Raw genomic sequence first — 22,757 nt, 5'->3', positions numbered from 1 at the left:
ACTTGGACAAGCTCTACCTTACATTTACATATTCATACCTTACAAAACTGTAAGGTTATTGTAAGCTAAAACGATTTGTCAGATTCTTCACCTCTTCTATACTTAATGTAGATACTAAAACGAACGAAAAGGTGATAAATAGATGAAGAAGAAAAATAAAGTGTTAATTACTAGTGTAGTAGCAATCGGTATTGCAGCTGGATCATATTTTGCATTTGCTGGCGGTAGTTCAGAAGTAGCAATGGCATATAGCGGATATAAAGTAACAGAAAAACAAATTGAAAACGCGCAAAAATTTGGCGGTGAAGTCATTCCAAACGGCATCGAAACAATTTCATTTGATCCAACAAAAGGTACGTATGAATTAGCTGTTAAAAAAGGCGATGAAGTTAAGAAAGGGCAGCTTCTGTTTAAATATAATGACCCTACTGCGAAACAAGGTGTAACGGAAGCAGAAATGCAAAAGAAAATCGCACAAAAAGAAGTAACATTGTTCCAAAAACAAATTGATACAGCGAAACAAAAATTACAAAAAGATAAAAATGCAGGCCTTCCTGCTGAAGCATTAAAAGCATCAGAAATCGAAGTACAACAATTAGAATCACAAATTGAAATGAAAAAGTTTGAAGTTGAAAAATCTGATGAAATGATTAAAGCAGCAAAAGAGAAAGTAAATACACTTTCTGTAACGAGCCCTACTGATGGCGTAATTGATGATATCGTAAAAACTGCTGATGAAAAAACAGGTATGAGCGGCATTACACTTCGCCACGCTGGGCCATTTAAAGTAAAAGGTCAACTTTCTGAATATGAGCTTGCTAGTATGAAAGTCGGGCAAGAAGTAACTGTTTCCTCAAAAACTGTCGCTGGTAAGACTTGGACAGGAAAAGTAACAGAAATCGGTTCTACACCATTAAAGAGCATGGATGAAAACAAAACAGTTTCTAACTATCAATTCACTGTCACATTAGATAATAGTGAAGAATTACAAAACGGCTTCCACGTTTACGTAACAAGTAAATCTGGCGAAGCAACTGGTACGATTGTTCCGAAAAGCAGCATCGTGAAAAAAGGTGACAAAAATATTGTCTTCGTTGTAAAAGACGGTAAAGCGAAAGAACAAGCTGTTACTGTTGAATTCGAGACTGATAGCGAAGCAAAAGTTTCTGGAGTGAAAAAAGGAGAGCAAATTATCTCTAAACCTGAAAAAGACTTAAAAGATGGTATGGAGGTCGTCGCCCGATGATTAACTTAAAAGGCATCACGAAATCTTTCCAAAATGGTGCAGAATCCGTTCAAATATTACACGGCATTGACGTAACACTGAACCAGGGAGAATTCACTTCTATTATGGGACCATCTGGTTCTGGTAAATCAACATTAATGAACATTATCGGCTGCTTAGATAAACCAACGACAGGTGCGTATGAACTAGCTGGTCAAAATATTTCAAACATGTCTGAGACAGAACTTGCACGCGTTCGTAATAAAGAGATTGGGTTCGTATTCCAAAACTTCATGTTATTACCGAGACTTACAGCACTTCAAAATGTAGAGCTACCTCTTATTTACGCTGGAGTCGATAAAAAAGAAAGACGCGAGCGCTCATTAGCCGCTTTAACAAAAGTAGGTTTAGCTGATCGTGCTACTCACCTACCGAACGAATTATCAGGTGGACAAAAACAGCGTGTCGCAGTCGCACGTGCAATCGTAAATAATCCAAAGTTCATTTTAGCCGATGAACCGACAGGAGCACTTGATACGAAAACAAGTACACAAATTATGGATCTCTTTTACGAATTAAACAAACAAGGCTCAACAATCATTATGATTACCCATGATCGTGAAATTGGGGAAGCTGCAGCAAGGCAAATTGTAATTCGTGACGGAAACATCGTCCAAGATTGGAGAGGTTAATTTTGAACACGAGTGAAAATATACGCATGGCCCTTTCCTCTATCTTTGCCCACAAAATGCGTTCTATCTTAACGATGCTAGGAATTATTATCGGCATTAGTGCCATTATTACTATCATTTCAATGGGTGATGGTACAAATGCAAAGTTTAAAGAAGAATTAGGCCAAGGAAAAGATAATGAAGTAACGATTTACTACAACAATCCTGATTATGGAACGGATAGTGCCAAAATCACACCTGATATGCTAAACCGTCTTCAAACCGTACCAGGCGTTAAAGATGTGTATCCAGATGTAAGTATGAAAGTAAAAGCATCTGCTGGTTCAAAAGATGTAAATCTTGATTTAAAAGGTGGAACAGGCGCCTTTATGACAGATTCGAAAATAAAATTAGTTCACGGTCGTGAATTAAACGACAGCGAATTAAACCAAGCAATCCCTGCTGTTATATTAAATGAAGAAGCTTTCAACAAATTATTTAGTGGTTGGGAATCAAATCAATACACAGATATAAAAGGAAAGCCGTATAAAATAGTCGGTGTATACGAAACGAAAAACGAATTTGGAATGGCTATGCCTGAAGGTTATACATCACTGGAAAACGCGCCTGTCATTTCAGGAGTAAATGAGTATGACTCTGTAAGATTAACGATGACCTCTCCAACAGAACGTAAAAGTGTAGAAAAACAAGCCGTTTCTATTTTAAACGAAATGAAAGCTCCTAAATTTGAGCACAAATTCGAAGCACAAGATTTAGGTGAATTTACGAAGCAATTAGACGAATCAATCGGCATGATGAAAATGGTATTCGGTGGTATTGCTGCTATCTCCTTACTTGTTGGTGGTATCGGCGTAATGAACATCATGCTTGTATCTGTAACAGAACGTACACGTGAGATTGGTATTCGTAAAGCACTTGGTGCAACACGTGGTAAAGTATTAACACAATTCTTAATTGAATCTTGTATTTTAACAGGACTCGGTGGTTTTATCGGATTCATGCTCGGTATCTTCTTCGCTTGGATCGTCTCAATCTTTGCCGGATGGCCACTCGTTGTCTCAAAAGAACTTGGACTTCTTGCAGTAGGTATCTCCATGTTAATCGGTATTATATTCGGTTTACTACCGGCTAACAAAGCTGCAAAACTGGATCCAATTGAATGTTTACGATATGAATAAACAAAAGCGTAGGAGTTTACACTCCTACGCTTTTTATTTATCCCGCTTTAATGGGCAGTAAGACCCCCACTGATTAAAGTTTCACTTTATCTATTAAATCGTGTTTCTTCTATTATATATGTTTCACGTTTTACATACCTTTAACTATTTCAAAGTACTAAAGCTATTATAGAATCCTATTATTGCAAAAATAATATGTGACAGACTAAAATCAAGGCGTAATTTTTTCCATACCTCGACTTATTTTGTAACAATTATGGCGATATTTTATCGATTTTCACCTCATTTATATTTCTCTACAACTAAAATAGTTATTTTTACATAACTACTTTCCTGTTCCAATAGAAAAAAACGCCGTTTTTGTAATGATTTCGAAATGATTACGTAACACTACAGAAACGTTATTAACCTATTAGAAATTGAAATACTCCTCTTTTTATGTATTGTATGCTCTAACCTCCCCTATAAACTATAAGAAAGCGCTTTTAGGATATTACTGGAATTATTACAGAATATTAATGACCCGTTACGAAACCTTTGTAATTTTATGTTTTCCGCAAATAAGAAAATAATGGTTGCTATAATGAGGTCAACGAAAACAAATGCAATGGAGGCTATTATGAAAAAATTTATGGGTATAGCAACAGCAGCGGTTTTTGGTCTTGGGATTTTCACAACATCTGCTAAAGCAGAAACAATCGTAACGACTGATGTACTAAATGTACGAGAAAACCCAACTACTGAATCACAAGTTGTAGGAAAATTATTAGATGGATATAAAGTTAACGTTTTACATACAGAAAACGGATGGTCAAAAGTGAAATTAAACAGCGGTAAAGAAGCTTTCATTAGCGCTGACTATACTAAAGACACTTACTACGTAACAGCAAACGTATTAAACGTACGTGCTGGTGCAAACACAGACTCAGAAATTCTTGGTAAATTGAAACAAGATGATGTAATTGAAACAACACACCAAGTACAAAACGACTGGATCCAATTTGAATATAACGGCAAAACAGCTTATGTTCATGTTCCTTACTTAACAGGTAAAGCACCAGTTAAAGTTCAACCAGTAGTTAAAGCTGAAAAAACAACTAAAGTTCAAGATACAGCTAAAGCAGTGGAAGCAACTAAAGCTCGTGAAGTAGCTGAAACGCAAGCTAAAGCTAAGGCGGAGGAAGCAACTAAAGCTCGTGAAGCAGCTGAAGCTCAAGCAGAAGCTAAGGCTCAAGAGGCAGCTAAAGCTCGTGAAGCAGCTAAAGCCGGGGCAGAAGCTAAAGCTCAGGCAGCAGCTCAAGCAGAAGCTAAGGCTCAAGAAGCAGCTAAAGCTCGTGAAGCAGCTAAAGCTCAAGAAGCAGCTGAAGCTCAAGCAGAAGCTAAGGCTCAAGAAGCAGCTAAAGCTCGTGAAGCAGCTAAGGCTCAAGAAGCAGCTGAAGCTCGTGAAGCTGCTAAGGCTCAAGAAGCAGCTGAAGCTCGTGAAGCGGCTAAAGCTCAAGAGGCAGCTAAAGCTCGTGAAGCGGCTAAAGCTCAAAAACCTGCTACACAACAACCTGTTGCAAAAGAAACTGAAACAAGTGCACCATCATCTTCTCGTGAACTACGCGTTGTAGCAACAGCTTACACAGCAGATCCACTTGAAAATGGTTATAAAGCAGGCGACCAAGTAAAATCAGCTTTAGGTCACAACTTAACAGCTAACCCAAACATGAAACTAATTGCAGTTGATCCAAGTGTCATTCCATTAGGTTCAAAAGTATGGGTTGAAGGTTACGGAGTAGCAATCGCTGGTGATACTGGTGGAGCTATTAAAGGAAATAAAATCGACGTTTTAATGCCTGATAAAGGTACATCTAGTAACTGGGGACGTAAAACAGTTACAGTTAAAGTATTAAACTAGTTCGTATAAAAAGAGTCAGTCTCATTGAGGCTGACTCTTTTTTTGATTCTCACATTCTAACTTTCTCTTGAAACTTTCACTCTGACATAAATAAGTTCCCTCGGTTTTTATATACTTTATCAAACGCCTTTAAAACTTCTTCATGATTAACAAACTTAGGTAAAAAACGAAGAGCGATGACAATCTCCTTCTCTCCCGTCCAAATTAAATCTATCTCTTTGCATTCTATATAATTTCACAAAAAAAAGAGGATGCCATAGCATCCTCTCCTGCCCTTCCCTATTCCACACAAGTAAACTGCGTCCAAGCTCCTACATAATCTAGTAAGAATAACTCTTCTTCTGCAATTGTACCGACAATATTTTTCCGTTCATCTATCGGCATTTCTTTTAGAATGATTTGTAGTTCACCTTTATACTTACCAAACGAGTTGTTACCAATTACAACTTGCCCTCTTTCCTGTAATACACTTTCGCGCACTGGGAAGTCATAGTCTTTGTACTTTTTACGCACTTCTGTAGAACGTACCATATACTCTGTTATGTCACCGCGCCTTACATGTAATTCTTGCAGCGTGGCTCTCTTTTCTACTTCAGTCGCTTCGTCTACAAAGTGTACTTTCAGCTGTAACATGTAACGATTTAAGTTTCCTAGTTTCTCTAACTCTTCTTCACTCGCGTAAGCATTTCCAATAATAACGTCATCAATAAGCCCTGTCGCCCATAAATGTTTCGCTTGTACTTCAATCGGTAAGTTACGATGCTCTTCTAACGTACATAATCCGTCATTAATATCCCATGGACCGATGTTAGCTGCATGGGACGTAATAAACGCTGCCGTGCGAATGCCATGCTTTTTAAAGCGTTCACTACAGCGAATGAAATAATCATACGGAAGACCAGTGAATTTTTGCGGATAAAAGTTATGACAGCCAATTAAAGCTGGTTTATTCGCCTGATGCGAAAGGATATTCTCTAAGTATGCAATATCGTTACTTACGTTTAGTTCAATTTTTAAGCCGTACGGATTATTCGTCATTTTTGCTTCTGTTAATCCGTCAAAACCTAAATCTAAACGAATACCGTCTGCACCTAACTCTGCAAAGAATGATAGATCACTATAGCTAATACTAAGTTGATCGAATACTGCCGGAGCTACATCTAAAATAACTTCCATATTGTTATCTTTTGCATGATTAATAATTTCTTTAAATTCAGCTACAATTTCTTCTTTTGGACGATTCACAGATAATAGACATGTGAATATTCTTGAAAAACCGTGGCGTGCCGCTGCCGAAATGTATGCCATATCTTGTTCTTTCGTTGAATGCTCTGGATAAAGTGAAATTCCTAATTTACGCTCCATGCTTTTGCATCTCCTTCACACGTTGTATTAATGCCATGCTCGTAAATCTATATTTTGCAGATAAACATGTTGCACATAAAATCGTTGGTACAATAATTACGTACGGTGATTGTAAGTTTAGCATTACATATGCACCCATTGAACTACCGATAAATACAATTGATACGAGTAGTAACACTAATAAAGATTTACTTTGTACCCATTTTGAATAATGTGCAATACACTGCCCCGCTACGAATGTAATTAAGATGATAATTGCTCCGAGCATTCTGTTTTCTCCTCTCCTGCTAATTGTTGTTTCTCATACATTTTGAAGAATGGGTAGTAAATAACGAATGAGATAACAAAGTTAATAAGTACAAGTACACCAGCCATAATTGTCCAGTCTGTACTAATAATCGCTGCAATTGGTGCTAACATCGTAAATGGCAGTTTCGCCATCATGAGCGGAATCATGCCTGAAACAACTGCGAAATATGATACTGTCGTTGTAACTAACGGTGTTATAACGAATGGAATAATTAAGATTGGGTTCATTACAATTGGTGCCCCGAAAATAATCGGTTCGTTAATATTGAATAAACCTGGCACGAATGATAATCTACCTAACTCTTTTAGGAATTTAGATTTAGAGAACATAAACATAATAACTAAAGCTAATGTTGAGCCTGATCCACCGATCCATACAAACCATTGAATAAATTGCTCTGTAAATAAGTTTGGTAATTGATGTGCATTTCCTGTAGCTGTGAATACTTCCATATTTTCAAGAATTGCTGAATCCCACATCGGACGAATGATTGGTCCTAAAATCGCTGGGCCATGTATACCGAATGACCAGAAGAACACGATTAAGAATACTGTTAATAAACCGCCGAATAAATTATTTCCTACTAATACTGATTTTAGTGGTGCGATTAAATATGTGATTGTTGTATTCACATCGAATTTTAAACCGTAACGAATACCCCAGAATAAAAGAATAACGACTAAAGTTGGAATTAATGCTGCAAACGAGTTTGCAACTGCTGGTGGTACACTATCTGGTAATTTAATCGAGATATTATGCTTAATCATAAAGTGATAAATTTCTACTGCAATTAAAGCTGTAACAATTGCGCCGAATAAAGACGTTGCACTTAATGTTCCTACTGAAATATATCTTCCCGCATCAATAACACCTGGTACAGCTTTCGTAATTTGAATTGGTTCAACTGATGCTAGTAAAAAGGCGAGTACAGATAACAACCCTGCACTTAACTGATTGAGCTGATAAAAGTTTGCGAGTGAAGCTCCTACCCCAAATGCTGCGTATAACGCCATTAAACCTACTGTAAACCGGAATGGAATATCTAAAATATGGCGAAATGGTGCAATCCATTCCATATATGCATCAATTGGTAAATTTAAAAAGATAACGAAAAATGATCCGACAATCGTTAACGGCAATGTAGAAATAACTCCGTTTCGAATTGCTAATAAATGTCGTTGTCCTGCAATCTTTTGCGTTGTTGGCATAATCTTTTGTTCCATAAAACTCATAAAACCATTCATCAATACCCCTCCTCTTTCTCTTTACTACGTAAGAATAAAAAGTTATAACATTATAATGTTTATATTTAAAAAAATATAATTATGCTAAAACTAATTGTTCTGCTTGTTTCAGTACTTTTAAACCGTCACACATGCCATAATCTCTTTGTTCTATTATTGCAACCGGTATATCGTATGACTTCGCAAGAAACTGTACCGCCGGAAACAAATACTTCACTTGTGGTCCGATTAAAACAACATCAGCATTTTTTATTTCCAGTTTCACAAGTTCTGAATCAACTGCTTTAATTTTATAATCCTTCCCTTGTTTCTTTGCCTCTTCTTGCATTTTTCTTACAACCATACTCGTTGACATGCCTGCTGCACAACATAATAAAATGTACATCTTATACCGTCACTTTCTCTTCCACTCGTTTATGAAGAGTAATAAATTCTTCAGCAAGTTCTTTCACTGTAATTGCATTCATTAAATGATCTTGTGCATGCACTAACAGTAAACTGATTTCTGCATGATTTCCTCTTGCTTCTTCTTGAATTAAGTCTGTTTGAATGCGATGAGCTGCTGAAATCTCTTCACTAGCAAGTGTCATCTTTTCACTAGCATTCTCAAAATCTCCTTGTCTTGCAAAAGCAATTGCTTCAAGCGCTGCGCTTCTCGCATTGCCACCATGTAAAATTAACGCAAATGGAGTTTGCATATCAGTCATTTTAAATTCCCCCAAGCTATCTTTTTTCTATATTGTTATCTTATTATGAAAACGCATACAATTAAACATAAAAAACTTCCGTTGTGTAACGGAAGTTTTTATATACTTTTTCAAAACGATAGTAAAATCTCTTGAAATTCTTCAATCATTCCAGCCTGAGTTAATTTTTCTATCGTATGCTGACTAGACATAATATCATATAAAAAATCATAAAGCTTTTGTAAATCTTCATTATTATTGCGCTTTACACTAAATAAAATAATAACTTGTACTTTCTTATCTCCCCAGTCAACCGCTTTATTAAGTGTACAAAACAGCAAAAATGTATTCTCACTTAATAACTGCATCGGATGTGGAATTGCAACTAAATTCCCAACGGCTGTAGGAGATGTATTCTCTCTTTCCATAACAGAATCATAAAAGTTTTCTGGTACATAGTTTTTCTCAGCGGCTTTCTCACATAAAAATTGGATAACCTCTTCTTTCGTAGAAGCGCTATGATTTAAAAAGATCAAATCTTCCTTTATATACTGCTGTACACTAGTATTCACATGCGTAAACAACTGCTGACCGATGGATTTAATTTCTTTATCATCAAATATTGAGTTCACTTTTATAACTGGAACAGGCAAACCACTCGGTATATGAATCGTACTAATAATACAATCTATTTTATCTTTATAAAGGTCTTCCACTTTCAATTGATAATAACCTGTAATCCCTACAATCTCTAATTTATCTCGGAACTGTGATAAAATTTTATATTTCAATAGCTGGGCGCTTCCTTGACCAGTCGCACAAACTAGTAAACATCTTTTCTTTTGATTCTGTTCCTGTAAACGACTCATCGCTCCGCCAAAGTGAATCGCAATATAACCAATTTCACTTTCCGGAATCGATTCTCCCGTATATTCACCAATTATATCTCCTACGAGAACCGCAATTTCAAAAGCATACGGATAATTCTTTTTCACTTCTGCCAATAGAGGATTTCTTGTATTTAACTTATACTTCAAACGGTTTAATAACGTTTTTAAATGAACACCAAAACCAAATAATAATTCTTCATCATAATAAAAAATAAGATTCCGTTCTTCCGCTACTTTAAAAAGAATATGTTGCATAAATGCATATAGATCTTTCCCTAATAGTTCTTCCACATTTTCATAACGATCTCTCGCTGTAACAGCAGTACTCAATAAATGCATCGTCACATATAAAACTTCTTCTTCTGGAAATGAAAGATGCAACTCTTTCTCTAAATCCCCTACAATCTCTTTCGCAATTGTATATTCTTTCTTTATTATGAGTTCTGATTGCTCCGCATTCAGTCCTTTCATATAATGTTGATCTTCACAACGCCTTATTGCAATTGCAATATGAATGACTAAATTATCAATTTCTATATCTGATAAATATATCGTTCCTCCCTCGATATACTTTAAGATAACCGAACGGATAAGCGGTATATGAGGTAACGATAAATATGTATCCCTCTGCTCAAACTGCTCATGAAACGGAGTATGATCATAGCGCGGTAAACCATATTGTGATAAACAAGACCGAATATGAAACTCCTCTCCCACAATACGTATACCATAATACGGTCTCTTTTCAATTTGTAATTGATAGCGACCACATATATCTGTCACATCTTTCATAATTAAATTTACAGTCGATTTACTCACATAAATCTCCTCTGCTAACTGTGAAAGCTTTACATATCCCTCTGTCGTTACAATACGTTGCAGGATGTACGCTATCCTTTCTTCATAAGAAGTCGGGATCTTTTCAGTCTGTTTTTGAAATAGACCCACGCAAAACTCTTCAAACTTCTTCGTTTGTATAATTTCCAGTTCGTATCCAGTCCCTCTTTGCGATTCAATTTTCGCTCCGTTTTCTTCCAATATATCATTTAATAATTTTATATCTTTTTGAATCGTCTTCGTTGATACATGTAAACGGCTCGCTAAAAAAGCTCGATTTAACATCGATTTCTCTTCTAAAAACTCCTCTAAAATAGAAATTAATCGCTGATGCACTTTTGTCATAGCTCTTCCTCTCACAATTTATATATAAAAAGGAAAAAGCTGCTGAGGTCAGTAGTTGTTTCCTTTTTCATTTTATCTATTTCTTTAATGTAAATCCGAATTTATCCCACGCTTGTAAATAATCTAATAAGAAAATTTCTTCTTCCACAATTTGGCCAACTACATTTGTTTTTCCTGTATTCACCATATCTTTTAAAGCAATTTGTAATTCACCTTTGTATTGACCATACTGTTCATTATCAATTAAAAGATCACCGCGTTTAATTTCGCGTGTATTATGCGGTTTGAACTCTTCTTTCTTATATTTCACACGACTTTGTGTCGAACGAATCATATATTCAGATACATCTCCGCGGTAAAAATGAGGCTCGTCTAATACGATAATTTTTTCTAGTTCTGTTGTTGTATCATATAATCCTATATCAAATGTTTGTTTCTCTTTATTTAATGCACCTAGTGCTTGTAATTCTTCTGCTGATGCATACGCGTTCGCAATAATAACATCATCAATTAATTCTGTCGCAAATAAATGCTTCGCTTGTGTTGTCATCGGTAATTCACGATGCTGCTCTAACGTACATAACCCTTCTGTTACTGGCCAAGGTCCGTATGTTGCATCAAATGATGATATAAACGCAGCCGTTCTCATACCGTAATCTTTAAATTGTTTCGAGCATTTAATGAAATGATCGTATGATAATCCTGAATAACGATGCGGATAAAAATTATGGCAACCAATTAAATTTTCACGATTTGGTCTATGGCTCATAATGTTATCTACATATTTCGTACCGTTACTCATATTAATTTCAATTTTTAAGCCGTATGGATTGTAAGTCATAATCGATTCTTCTAAACCAGAGAATCCAACATCTAAACGAATGCCGTACGCTCCCAACTCATGGAAGAACGATAAATCATTATATGAAATACCTAATTGTGTAAAAACAGACGGACTAATATCAACTAATACTTGGAACCCTAATGCATTTGCATGAGAGATGGTTTCTTTAAACTCTTCTATAATTTTCTCTTTTTCTCCATCTACAGACAATAAGCATGTGAATACACGATTAAATCCGTATTTACTTGCTAATGTTAAATATTCCTTATCTTTCTCTACTGTTGAATGTTCTGGATAAATAGAAATACCTAATCGTCTCATATGTACACGCCTCTTTCTTCATTGTTTTGTAAACCTTTTCAAATATATGTAGTGAAAAAGTATATTTCCCCTTCTCATTCACTACTTTTTGAATCCGCTTTCTTTAAAGAAAAACCAATTTCTATCATTCATAACAACTACAAGTCTATACATCTATACTTTACAACTTTTTTTCATAGTTGTGTAGCTTTTACACAAATTTGTCAGTTTTTCCACCTCGAAAATTGTTATACGTTTTCAAGGCACCTTCCTTGACTGTTACATTGACCAATACATATACTCGAAAGAAAAGAGAAAATTTTATATAGGGGATGAATATATGGGAGAAGCAATACTCGTAAAACGAGAATCGTTATGGACGAAAGAGTTTGTCGCTTTAATTTTTGCAAACTTATGTATGTTTTTAGGGTTTCAAATGTTAATTCCTACTTTACCTGTTTATGTGAAAGAAATTGGCGGCACAAGTTCTAATATCGGATTTGTTGTAGGCATGTTTACCGTGGCGGCACTTTTTGTTCGACCACTGACTGGAAACGCCTTGCAAAAATTCAATAAAAAAATCATTTTAATGATCGGTACTGCTATTTGTTTACTCGCTATGGGTAGTTATCTTTTCGCTTCAACCGTCTTCCTATTGCTTGCCGTGCGAATTTTACACGGAGCTGGCTTTGGTATTACAACGACTACATATGGAACTGTCGTTTCAGATTTAATTCCGCAAGCTCGTCGCGGCGAAGGTATGGGATATTTCGGTCTTTCTGGAACGATTGCAATGGCGCTCGGTCCACTTATCGGACTTTGGCTCATGCAAACATATAACTTCACGATTCTTTTTTTATGTGCACTTTCATGTACAATTGTTTCATTAATATTAACGAAACTACTTCAAATCAAAAAATCGCCGCAACCACCACAGCAAACATCTGGTACTTTTCTCGATGGATTTATTGAGCGCAAAGCTTTACTTCCTTCATTATTAATATTATGTATTACATTAATGTACGGCGGAATCGGGAGCTTTATTACATTATTTGCTACGGAAGTCGGAATTGCTGATATAAGCCTCTTCTTCTTATTTAATGCACTTGCAATCGCTGTCACTCGTCCGTTTTCTGGAAAGTTATACGATGCGAAAGGTCATGCATTCGTTATTATTCCAGGGGTTATCATTACGTTTACAGGTATTATTTTATTGTCGTATACAACTACAATTCCGAGTTTAATTATTGCAGCAGCATGCTACGGAAGTGGTTTTGGAGCGATTCAACCTGCACTACAAGCATGGATGATCGACCGAGTAGCACCACACCGACGAGGAGTCGCAACAGCTACATTCTTCTCAGCATTTGACCTCGGCATTGGCGCTGGCGCAATTATATTTGGATTCATTGCACACTTTACCAACTATGCAACTGTATATCGATATTCCTCTCTATTACTTATCGCTTTTCTTTTCATTTACATCACAAGCTTACGGAAGCAAAAACAAGGGGATAAAACAAAAGAAAAAGCCGTTGGGTAATGCTAATGGGTTCTTTTTCGAAGTACTTGGACCAAAAAATCATGTATACACATTTGTAAAAAGCAGTGGATTCCTAAAAAATCACACTGCTTTTTGCATTGTATTGAAGAGTGAACCGCTGTTCTATTTATTCATGTTGTTCGTATGATATTAACATATAGAACGAATTGGAGGAAATATTAATGAAAGCAATAGTATATACAGAATACGGTCTCCCCGACGTTCTTCAACTGAAAGAGATAGAAAAACCTGCTCCTAAGGACAATGAACTACTAGTAAAAATAAAAGCGACAACCGTAACAGCAGGAGATATTCGCTCACGAAGTTTTACGGTTCCCTCTTCTGTTTGGCTACCCGCTCGAATCGCACTTGGCTTTAAGCAACCGAAAAAACAAATACTTGGAATGGAATTGGCTGGTGAAGTTGAATCAGTAGGAAAAGACGTCACACGATTTAAAAAAGGAGACCAAGTTTTTGCAGCTACCCAAGTAAATTTTGGTTCTTATGCTGAGTATATTTGTCTACCTGAAGTTGGAGCAGTGTGCATGAAGCCCTCCAATATATCCTATGAAGAAGCCGCAGCCATCCCAATTGGAGCACGTACAGCTTTGTTTTTCCTTAGGAAAGCTAACGTTCAAAGCGGTCAAAACATTCTTATTTACGGAGCTTCTGGAAGTGTCGGAAGTTATGCAGTACAAATTTCCAAGTATTTCGGCGCAACAGTTACAGGTGTGTGCAGTAGCTCCAATTTAGAATTGGTCAAATCTCTAGGAGCTGACGAAGTAATTGATTACACCACAAAAAATTTTTCTACTACAGACGAAACTTATGATGTTATCTTTGAAGCGGTAAACAGGAGCTCCTTTTCAGAGTGTATTAAAATGTTAAAGGAAGATGGTACCTATATAAATATTGTTGAACCGTTACCAAGTGCTCAAATGTTCTGGACTAAATTGACAAGTCGCGTGAAACTCATATTAAGTCAAAACGCACCTGAAACTTCCGAAGCATTAAATTTCCTTAAAGAACTTGTTGAGGACGGTAAAATAAAAGTGGTCATTGATAGGCAATACACTTTTGAGGAAATTATTGAAGCTCACATATATGTTGAAAAAGGACATAAGAGGGGAAATGTCGTCATAACTATGGAGCATGATGACGATTCTAAATAAAGAAAAAACACTTTGCATAATTGTTAAAATGCAAGGCACCGAAAGTTTTTAACATAAAAAGGCAGAGCAAATTCATATGCGAATTGCTCTTTTTTATTGTTGCGAGCATCTCAAAAGAAAACAGTTTAAAATAATTTAATCGTTTTTTACTTTCATTAAATAAATCCATTTCAAACCTCCCCCGTTTCCCTACATATTTTTCTAACTTTAATCAAAAAATATGCAAAGAACCATCATCATAACAAAATAAAATTCCAATCCGCATACCCAGTTGGGTAGTTTCCCTTCACCTATTTTTACTATCAATAAATAGTGTGACAAATGTGACTTCTTTACAAACCGATTAGATATATCATCTAAAAAACCAATTAAATCCAGGTGTTTCTTTAAAGGTTTGTAAACTTTTTATCACTTTGTAAATTTAGTGTAAATTTTACTGATAAACCGTTTACAGTGCCTCAAGGTTTAGTTAATAATTACATCGTACATGAAATTTAAGGAGTGGAATGCGTGGAATACAATATTCAAGATATGATCTTCCAGTTCATTGGTGGATTAGGTATTTTCTTATTCGGTATTAAATACATGGGCGATGGACTGCAACAAGCAGCTGGAGATCGTCTTCGCGATATTTTAGATCGCTTTACAACAAACCCACTTATGGGTGTGCTAGCAGGTATGTTAGTTACTGTATTAATCCAATCAAGTTCAGGAACAACCGCTTTAACAGTCGGACTTGTAAGTGCCGGATTTATGACATTAAGACAAGCAATCGGTGTTATTATGGGTGCGAACATCGGTACGACAGTTACTGCATTTATTATCGGAATTAAAATCGGAGAATACGCTCTCCCAGTTATGGCAGTTGGAGCAATTTTGCTATTCTTCTTTAAAAATAAAAAAGTACATTCTGTAGGTCAAGTTGTATTTGGTTTTGGTATGTTATTCTTCGGTTTAGAATTAATGAGCGCAGGTATGAAACCTCTTCGTTCTTTAGAGGCATTCCAAGAGTTAATGGTTAGCATGAGTGACAATCCAATTTTAGGAATTATTGTCGGTACAGTGTTCACTTTAATTGTACAAAGCTCAAGCGCAACAATCGGTATTTTACAAGAACTATTCGGTCAAGGTGCTATTGATTTACAAGCTGCTCTTCCTGTATTATTCGGTGATAATATCGGTACGACAATTACAGCAGTATTAGCAGCAATCGGTACTTCAATTGCTGCAAGACGTGCAGCATTAGTTCACGTTATCTTTAATATTATCGGTACCCTTATCTTTACGATTATATTAATACCATTTACAAGTTTAATTCAATATTTCCAAACGTCATTAAATTTAAATCCAGAAATGACAATTGCATTTGCACACGGAACATTTAACGTAACGAATACAATTATTCAGTTCCCATTCATTGCAGTATTAGCATGGATCGTAACAAAAATCATTCGTGGTGAAGATTCATCTATTAACTTCAAACCGCAACATCTAAACCCAATCTTTATTGAGCAATCTCCAGCTATTGCTTTAACAGAAGCTCAAAAAGAAATCATCCGTATGGCTGAGTTTTCATTACACGGATTAAAAGAAGCGAATCAATTTTTAAATACACAAGACAAAAAACACGCTGATATGGCTACTCAATTAGAAGGAGCTATTAACAATTTAGATAAAAAAATTATCGAGTATTTAGTTTTACTATCAGAAAAACCACTTTCACCTACAGACTCTGAAAAGCATTCGGTGCTAGCAGGTGTCGTTGGAGATATTGAACGTGTCGGTGATCATGTAGAAAACCTTGTAGAACTTGTAGATTTCCAAATTTCACATCGTGTTTCACTATCAGACGAAGCACTAGCTGAATTAAATGAAATGCTTGAGTTAACAATTTCAACATTACAAGATGCAATCAATGCTTTAACTAACTTCGACACTGAACTAGCTCAAACGGTTATTGCAAAAGAACGTAAAATTGACCAAATGGAACGTGTTCTTCGTAAACGTCACGTATTACGTCTGAATGAACGTAGCTGTTCAGGTGATGCAAGTATCATCTACGTTGATATGGTAAGTAACTTAGAGCGTATCGGTGATCACGCTGTAAATATCGCTGATGGTGTTTTAGGTGAACAAGGTAAAATCAATTTAAAACAATCATTATAATAAAAAAGAGACGCTTAAGTTAGCGTCTCTTTTTTATTTCATATTTACAACCGTTCTTCCTTTTAACTTTCCTTGCAATATAAGTGTAAACTTTTCATCTAACTCTTCCAATGTACATTCTTCTGTATAAGATAGTAACTCATTATTTTCCCATTCACTTGCTAAGAGCGTCCACACATTTCTTCTCACATCCACTGGGCATTGCACAGAATCTATTCCTAAAAGACTTATACCTCGCAAAATAAACGGATATACCGTTGTTTGTAACTCCTGCCCTGCCACATTACCGCATGTCGTTACACAACCACCATACTTTACCGTTTTTAAAGCGGTTTCTAGCATATGTCCACCTACAGTATCGATAACCCCGGCGTATATCCCTTTTAACATTGGTCTTCCTGATTCATCATTCAACTCCGTACGATGAATCACTTGTTTCGCTCCTAGACGTAGTAGCATCTCTTCCTCTTCCATTTTCCCTGTCGCTCCTACTACGTTAAATCCTAGCTTACTTAAAATACTAACAGCTACACTCCCTACGCCGCCTGTGGCACCCGTTACTAAAACATCTCCCATACTAGGCGTTATGCCTGCTCCAATAAGCTTATATACTGATAAAGCAGCTGTAAAACCTGCTGTCCCGTACATCATACTTTCCTTTAATGACATTCCCTCTGGTAAAGGGGTGATCCAAGATGCTGGCACGCGAATATATTCTCCGAAACCACCAGAAGTATTCATACCTAAATCATATCCCGTTACAATGACTTGATCTCCTACCTTAATGGTTTCCCCTTCACTACTCACAACTTCTCCTGCTGCATCAATTCCTGGCGTATGAGGATATGTTCTCGTAACACCTTTATTACCCGTGGCTGAAAGCGCATCTTTATAATTTAATGAAGAATAGTGAACCTGTATTAATACGTCCCCCTCAGGTAAACTACTTACTTCTCTCTCTACAATGTTTCTTACAAACTGCTTACTTTCTGTTTCGTTCACAACGATTGCTCGGAATGATGTATGATTCACTATGCCCGCTCCTTTATCCGTAAAATTCTTCTTTATTATATAGAAGAAACCAGTAAACCTACTCATTTCTTCTTGGCTATATTTCAACAAATCTTACTTCTCTATCACTTTCTCACAATACATGTTTTCATTTCCACTAAAACAACTTATACTTATTCTACATCTGAAAAATAAAATATAGAAAATCTGACTTTTTATAAATATATTGAATTTTTACGAAATGTAAATGATTTGTAATGTCTTTTTTCGTCAAATTTCATTATAATAAGTGGATGTGAGTGTCGTATTTCAATCCAAATGAAGGAGTACAGGAAATGGAGCAAAACCCATCTTTGCAAGAAAATACACGCAGTAAACCGAAAAAAAGTAGGAAAAAAACAAAAATTATTATAAGCGTTATTCTATTCTTTTTAATAATAGGTGGCGGTTATACTTGGTTTTTAGTAAATAAAGCATCTTCTGCTGTTCGAAATGCCGCACACGATTTAGCGCGCGGTGATAAATCTGATTTACGTGATAAAGCTGTAAAACCTATCACAAATAACGTCTCCGTCTTAATCATGGGTGTTGATGAAAGCGATGTCCGCGGGAAAGAATATGGAGAAGCTATAAGAACGGATGCACTACTACTTGCAACGTTTAATAAAGATAGCAAAACTGTAAAACTATTAAGTATTCCACGAGATACATATACTTATATCCCAGTGGAAAAGAAAAAAGATAAAATTACACACGCTCATGCATACGGTTCTACTAAAAACGGAAAAGATGGTGGACCCCAAGCAAGCATTGATGCAGTTGAAAAATTAATGAATGTTCCCGTTGATTACTTTGTAAAGTTTAACTTCAAGTCATTTATGAAAATTGTCGACGATTTAGGTGGTATTGAAGTCGATGTACCAGTTGAATTTACTGAACAAGATAGTAATGATACTGCTGATGCGATTCACCTGAAGAAAGGTGTTCAAAAGCTAAATAGTGAAGAAGCTCTTGCCCTTGCTAGAACGCGCCACATCGATAGTGATGCAATGCGTGGACAACGCCAACAGCTCGTTATTGAAGCTATTTTAAAGAAACTAACAAGCGTTGGATCTGTAACAAAAGTTGGTAACATCATTGATGATATTAACGGCCAATTCGTTACGAACTTAACATTCGATGATATGCTTTCATTCTATAAGTACGGATCGGATTCGGAAATTGAGAAATTACAAATTCAAGGTGAAGACTGCTATATGGAAAAAGGTGACGATACATGTAGCAAATCTGCTGGCGGCGGCCGAACATATTACTACAATCCAGATAAAAAAGAATTAGCAAATGTAACAAACGGGCTTCGCGCTCACCTTGGATTACCTGCATATACAAAAACAGACTCTGATTCGAAGAAAACAAGCACAGAGAAAACAAAAGAATCTAAGTCTGAAAATTCAAGTGAACGCGAATCAAGTAACAATGAAGTGAAAAATAAGAATAAAAATAGCAGTGAAGATACAGAAGCATCGTCTAACGACAATGAATAAAAAAGAAGCAGTTCTCTATGGAGGTAGAGTACTGCTTCTTTTTATTTCTTCTAAATCAAAAATCAGAACTTTCTAACTATCTTTTTTAATATTTTTAAATTATAATAAATAGTAGCAATCTATTCCAATTATCAGGGGGCTCATACATATGAAAGCTGCAGTAAAACATAACATCTCAGATTTTAAAGACTACTTAAAATCCAACGATATATACATGGAAGAAAATATAGATGAAAATGATGGTTCTGTTCATTTTTCAGTAGGCTTAGAAACAGAAGCTGGCGCAAAAATTCAACTTATCGCTGCTTTCCAAAACGAACATCCTACTGTGGATATATACTGCTTCAATGTTGCTCACGTACCTGATGCAACATCAACAAATGATATTTTGCATGTTATCAATGAATTAAACACATCTTATCGATTTGCAAAATTCACATTAAACAAGCAAAATGCAATTGATATTTCAGCATCGCTTGCATTCTCAGAACCAAACTTTAATCCAGCACTTGTCTTTGAACATACGAGAATGCTATATAAATTAGCAAATGACGAATATAAAAACTTAATGAAAGTTATTTGGGCATAAATCAGCCTGCACCAATCAGGCGTTTACTACCTTCAAATAGCGGCATAAATAAAAGGATGAGCTGCAAGCAGCACCATCCTTTTATTTCGATATCATATCAATCCACATCTTAACAGCAGTGCCTACAATCAAAATCGATAACATATATTGCAATGCTTTTTGATTGATCCTCTTCCCGACTCGCACTCCAAGCGGCGCAGCAAAGATACTTGCAATCGCGATAATAAGAGCTGGAATTACAACTACTTGCCCAGTTATTACTTTTCCAGTCGTAATTCCTACTGAGGAAATAAACGTAATTGCGATAGATGTTGCTATTGTTGTACGTATCGGCAATTTTAAAATGACCAGCATAATGGGAACTAATAAGAAAGAACCTCCAGCACCTATAATGCCTGATGCTCCGCCTACAATAAATGCTAACAAACTTGCTAACCATTTATTATATGTCACTTCACCACTATTATTTCGTTTCGGGACAAACATCATAATAGCAGCTATTGTTGCTAACGCTGCATAAACAACATTGACCGTATGTTCCGCTAATACGTTAGCACCAAAACTCCCTATGAAACTTCCTATTAATATACTAGCTCCCATATACACAACTAGTGTTTTATCCATATCATTACTTTTCCGATAGGCCCATGCCCCTGCAAAAGTTGCAAAGAATACTTGAACCGCTGTAATACCACTTACTTCATGTGACGTATAGCCAGTAAACCCCAGCAATACCGGAATGTATAAGATCATCGGATAATTAATAATCGCACCGCCAATTCCAACCATTCCTGATATAAACGATCCTATAAACCCAATTATAAAAAGTAATACGACTAAGCTCATCTTACATCCCCTCCCTTCTAAAAAGAAGGTGAATTAAATGAATAAGTTTACATTCCCATCCGAAGCATCTGCTAAATAAGCTCCTACTCCTGCAAACTCTACCCCTTCCATAATCTCTTCCTCTTTTAACCCTAATAAATCTACTGTCATTTGACAAGCGACAAGTTTAATCCCCTGTTCTTTCGCCAAATCGATTAAATCGGGTAAAGGCATCGCATTATGTTTTTTCATAATACCTTTAATCATCTTTGGTCCCATACCTGCAAAATTCATTTTTGATAATCCCATCTTATCCGCACCGCGTGGCATCATCTTTCCAAATACTTTTTCGATGAAAGTTTTCTTCACCTTCACATGCTCATCTTTCCTTAAAGCATTTAATCCCCAAAAAGTATGAAAAATAGTTACCTCTTGATCATACGCCGCTGCACCATTTGCAATAATATAAGCAGCCATTGCTTTATCATAATCTCCGCTAAATAAAACGATTGTTGTTTTCTTCTGTTGTTCCATGTTTTTCTCCCTCCGATTACCTATAGGGGTATTTTGTCATTTATAAAAAGGCTCAAATCATGTATCTCTGTACTATACGACTTTACCTTCCCATGCTAACATACCACCTACCATATTAATTGCTTGAAAACCGTAGCTCTCTAAAAACTGAACTGCTCGTGCACTTCTTCCGCCAGAACGACAAACGATAATATACTCTTTCTTTTTATCCAACTCATGCATACGAAACTCTAATAGTCCTAGTGGAATATTACATGCTTCTGGGATTTTCCCCTCGGCAACTTCTTCTACTTCACGTACGTCTACGATATTGACTGCTTCTTTACGTAACAATTTTTCTTCTAATTCTTTTACTGTCATTTCTTTCATTTTAAATTTCCTCCTCACAAACCATTCATACCGCCTGAAACATTGATAACGTGCTGAAATCCTAATTTCTTTAATACCTTTGCTGCTTGCTTACTTCTCATCCCGCTCTGACAAATAACGATTACTTCCTTATTTTTATCTAATTGATTTGCTTTACTAGCTAACTCATTTAATGGGATATTCTGAAACCCTTTCATATGATTCCCTCTATACTCACCTACTGTACGTACATCGATAAATTGTTTATTCTTTTGCCCCATCATCCGTTTTAAATCTTTTCCTGAAATATTTTTTACTCCTCTAACTGGTAAGAAGCGAGAAATAATAAACCACGATACAAGTACAATTAAGATTACATTTAATATTGTCTTTACATCCATAAAACTATTTAAACTCCTTTTGTGCTTTTTTCCCGTCCAAATATATACTATAGCTTTGAATATGGAACCCTTTCTTTCTTAAAAAACGAACACTTAAATTCCGATCCACTTTATTATGAACAATAAGATGCAAAGGCTTATTTGGTATTTCATGATAATACCGTTTTAAATACGCAGACGGTATACACATAATTCTAGAAGTGTTATCACTGTGACTCTCTGTATAATTGCGTACATCTACAACAACACTTTCCATTTTCCTTACTTGTTCTAACGAAATATATGCAACGTTTAAAACCGGAATGTAACGTTTTACTAAAATTCCTAGCATCCATACTAGTAGAGATATAACTATATAAAACATATATGATTATCCTCTTTACTTTCAATAATAAGCATAGGATGTAATCTTCCACTTGTTATTGAACTGCTATGCTTTCTTGATCCAGAATTTTAATTCACCAGACTCTTCCGTGTGTTTTAACACTTCATGACCGCCTTTTTGTGACCATGCTGGAATATCTTTAATCGCACCTTTATCTGTTAAGTGTACTTCTAACACTTCCCCCGATTGTAATGCTTCCATTGCCTTCTTTGTTTTTACAATTGGCATTGGACATGCTAATCCTTTTACATCTAATACTTCTTTCACTTTCATCTTATATGCCTCCTATTTTTATAATTAAGCTTTCTTAATCCAGAACTTTAATTCGCCGTCTTCTTCTGTATGCTTTAACACTTCATGACCGCCTTTTTGTGACCATGCTGGAATATCTTTAATCGCACCTTTATCTGTTAAGTGTACTTC

Annotated in this window: 24 protein-coding genes and 1 pseudogene; 9 read left to right on the top strand and 16 right to left on the bottom strand. The window is 35.9% G+C overall.

Features of this window, described 5'->3' with window-relative positions; translation table 11 throughout:
- Nucleotides 1–142 precede the first annotated feature (142 nt).
- From JDS99_RS09565 to entC, 4 genes are all read left to right on the top strand, one after another.
- Nucleotides 143–1,246, top strand: a complete 1,104-nt coding sequence (locus tag JDS99_RS09565) for an efflux RND transporter periplasmic adaptor subunit (protein WP_097891335.1) — start codon at nt 143–145, stop codon at nt 1,244–1,246.
- A complete protein-coding gene (locus tag JDS99_RS09560) occupies nt 1,243–1,917 on the top strand; it encodes an ABC transporter ATP-binding protein (protein ID WP_000609098.1) in 675 nt (224 codons plus the stop codon). Before JDS99_RS09565 ends, JDS99_RS09560 begins: the two co-directional genes overlap by 4 nt.
- A 26-nt stretch (nt 1,918–1,943) precedes the next feature.
- Nucleotides 1,944–3,095: an ABC transporter permease gene (locus JDS99_RS09555; protein WP_414017851.1), complete on the top strand. Its 1,152-nt coding sequence runs from the start codon at nt 1,944–1,946 to the stop codon at nt 3,093–3,095.
- Nucleotides 3,096–3,591: 496 nt separating this feature from the next.
- Nucleotides 3,592–4,995, top strand: coding sequence for a cell wall-binding protein EntC (gene entC / locus JDS99_RS09550; protein WP_199695028.1), 1,404 nt, complete (start codon nt 3,592–3,594; stop codon nt 4,993–4,995).
- 76 nt (nt 4,996–5,071) lie between these two features.
- On the opposite strand, the pseudogene JDS99_RS09545 reads toward entC, so the two are convergent.
- From JDS99_RS09545 to JDS99_RS09510, 8 genes and pseudogenes are all read right to left on the bottom strand, one after another.
- A pseudogene (locus JDS99_RS09545) lies at nt 5,072–5,194 on the bottom strand (HEAT repeat domain-containing protein); the annotation flags it as partial.
- 80 nt (nt 5,195–5,274) lie between these two features.
- A complete protein-coding gene (locus JDS99_RS09540; protein ID WP_087985792.1) occupies nt 5,275–6,360 on the bottom strand; it encodes a DUF871 domain-containing protein in 1,086 nt (361 codons plus the stop codon).
- The gene (locus tag JDS99_RS09535) at nt 6,350–6,628 is read right to left on the bottom strand and encodes a hypothetical protein (protein ID WP_199694980.1); all 279 of its coding nucleotides are present in this window, start codon (nt 6,626–6,628) and stop codon (nt 6,350–6,352) included. Before JDS99_RS09535 ends, JDS99_RS09540 begins: the two co-directional genes overlap by 11 nt.
- The gene (locus tag JDS99_RS09530) at nt 6,604–7,914 is read right to left on the bottom strand and encodes a PTS sugar transporter subunit IIC (RefSeq protein WP_002063903.1); all 1,311 of its coding nucleotides are present in this window, start codon (nt 7,912–7,914) and stop codon (nt 6,604–6,606) included. The genes JDS99_RS09535 and JDS99_RS09530 overlap by 25 nt, the downstream gene beginning before the upstream one ends.
- Before the next feature lie 79 nt (nt 7,915–7,993).
- Nucleotides 7,994–8,299, bottom strand: coding sequence for a PTS sugar transporter subunit IIB (locus JDS99_RS09525; RefSeq protein ID WP_000275638.1), 306 nt, complete (start codon nt 8,297–8,299; stop codon nt 7,994–7,996).
- Nucleotide 8,300: 1 nt separating this feature from the next.
- Nucleotides 8,301–8,621, bottom strand: coding sequence for a PTS lactose/cellobiose transporter subunit IIA (locus tag JDS99_RS09520; protein WP_000131328.1), 321 nt, complete (start codon nt 8,619–8,621; stop codon nt 8,301–8,303).
- Nucleotides 8,622–8,731: 110 nt separating this feature from the next.
- Nucleotides 8,732–10,672 (bottom strand): BglG family transcription antiterminator, encoded by a 1,941-nt coding sequence (locus JDS99_RS09515; protein ID WP_199694979.1) that lies wholly within the window; start codon nt 10,670–10,672, stop codon nt 8,732–8,734.
- A gap of 76 nt (nt 10,673–10,748) precedes the next feature.
- On the bottom strand, nt 10,749–11,837 hold the full coding sequence (locus JDS99_RS09510) for a DUF871 domain-containing protein (protein WP_199694978.1): 1,089 nt from the start codon (nt 11,835–11,837) through the stop codon (nt 10,749–10,751).
- Between the two features lie 319 nt (nt 11,838–12,156).
- Here JDS99_RS09510 and JDS99_RS09505 point away from each other — a divergent pair, with 319 nt between their 5' ends.
- From JDS99_RS09505 to JDS99_RS09495, 3 genes are all read left to right on the top strand, one after another.
- A complete protein-coding gene (locus JDS99_RS09505; protein WP_097891344.1) occupies nt 12,157–13,359 on the top strand; it encodes an MFS transporter in 1,203 nt (400 codons plus the stop codon).
- Nucleotides 13,360–13,541: 182 nt separating this feature from the next.
- Complete coding sequence (locus JDS99_RS09500) at nt 13,542–14,531, top strand: NAD(P)-dependent alcohol dehydrogenase (protein ID WP_199694977.1); 990 nt, start codon at nt 13,542–13,544, stop codon at nt 14,529–14,531.
- Between the two features lie 510 nt (nt 14,532–15,041).
- Complete coding sequence (locus tag JDS99_RS09495) at nt 15,042–16,697, top strand: Na/Pi cotransporter family protein (RefSeq protein WP_048545730.1); 1,656 nt, start codon at nt 15,042–15,044, stop codon at nt 16,695–16,697.
- A 33-nt stretch (nt 16,698–16,730) separates the two neighbouring features.
- Here the strand turns inward: JDS99_RS09495 and JDS99_RS09490 are convergent, their stop codons facing one another.
- On the bottom strand, nt 16,731–17,729 hold the full coding sequence (locus tag JDS99_RS09490) for a YhdH/YhfP family quinone oxidoreductase (RefSeq protein WP_088608429.1): 999 nt from the start codon (nt 17,727–17,729) through the stop codon (nt 16,731–16,733).
- A gap of 314 nt (nt 17,730–18,043) precedes the next feature.
- On the opposite strand from JDS99_RS09490, the gene JDS99_RS09485 reads away from it, so the two are divergent.
- Together JDS99_RS09485 and JDS99_RS09480 are read left to right on the top strand one after the other, a co-directional pair.
- On the top strand, nt 18,044–19,252 hold the full coding sequence (locus tag JDS99_RS09485) for an LCP family protein (protein WP_088062034.1): 1,209 nt from the start codon (nt 18,044–18,046) through the stop codon (nt 19,250–19,252).
- A 148-nt stretch (nt 19,253–19,400) separates the two neighbouring features.
- Nucleotides 19,401–19,841, top strand: coding sequence for a hypothetical protein (locus JDS99_RS09480; RefSeq protein WP_000642361.1), 441 nt, complete (start codon nt 19,401–19,403; stop codon nt 19,839–19,841).
- 81 nt (nt 19,842–19,922) lie between these two features.
- On the opposite strand, the gene JDS99_RS09475 is transcribed toward JDS99_RS09480, so the two are convergent.
- The 7 genes from JDS99_RS09475 to JDS99_RS09445 form a co-directional block, all read right to left on the bottom strand.
- Nucleotides 19,923–20,687: a sulfite exporter TauE/SafE family protein gene (locus tag JDS99_RS09475; RefSeq protein WP_088062032.1), complete on the bottom strand. Its 765-nt coding sequence runs from the start codon at nt 20,685–20,687 to the stop codon at nt 19,923–19,925.
- A 33-nt stretch (nt 20,688–20,720) separates the two neighbouring features.
- Nucleotides 20,721–21,200, bottom strand: a complete 480-nt coding sequence (locus tag JDS99_RS09470) for a DsrE/DsrF/DrsH-like family protein (RefSeq protein WP_000437728.1) — start codon at nt 21,198–21,200, stop codon at nt 20,721–20,723.
- A gap of 72 nt (nt 21,201–21,272) precedes the next feature.
- Nucleotides 21,273–21,569, bottom strand: coding sequence for a rhodanese-like domain-containing protein (locus JDS99_RS09465; protein ID WP_000661816.1), 297 nt, complete (start codon nt 21,567–21,569; stop codon nt 21,273–21,275).
- Between the two features lie 14 nt (nt 21,570–21,583).
- Nucleotides 21,584–21,949: a rhodanese-like domain-containing protein gene (locus tag JDS99_RS09460; protein ID WP_000382694.1), complete on the bottom strand. Its 366-nt coding sequence runs from the start codon at nt 21,947–21,949 to the stop codon at nt 21,584–21,586.
- A 4-nt stretch (nt 21,950–21,953) separates the two neighbouring features.
- Nucleotides 21,954–22,313 (bottom strand): sulfurtransferase, encoded by a 360-nt coding sequence (locus JDS99_RS09455; RefSeq protein WP_199694976.1) that lies wholly within the window; start codon nt 22,311–22,313, stop codon nt 21,954–21,956.
- Between the two features lie 66 nt (nt 22,314–22,379).
- Entirely contained in the window at nt 22,380–22,607 is a 228-nt protein-coding gene (locus JDS99_RS09450; RefSeq protein ID WP_000864996.1) for a sulfurtransferase TusA family protein, read from the bottom strand.
- 24 nt (nt 22,608–22,631) lie between these two features.
- The coding region (locus JDS99_RS09445) for a sulfurtransferase TusA family protein (RefSeq protein WP_199694975.1) at nt 22,632–22,757 on the bottom strand (126 nt) is incomplete at its 5' end.

The organism is Bacillus cereus group sp. N6, assembly GCF_016483705.1.
In the GTDB taxonomy this organism is placed as follows: Bacteria; Bacillota; Bacilli; order Bacillales; family Bacillaceae_G; genus Bacillus_A; species Bacillus_A wiedmannii.
Note: the sequence above shows the minus strand (reverse complement) of the source record. Positions and strands in the feature narration are given on the sequence as shown.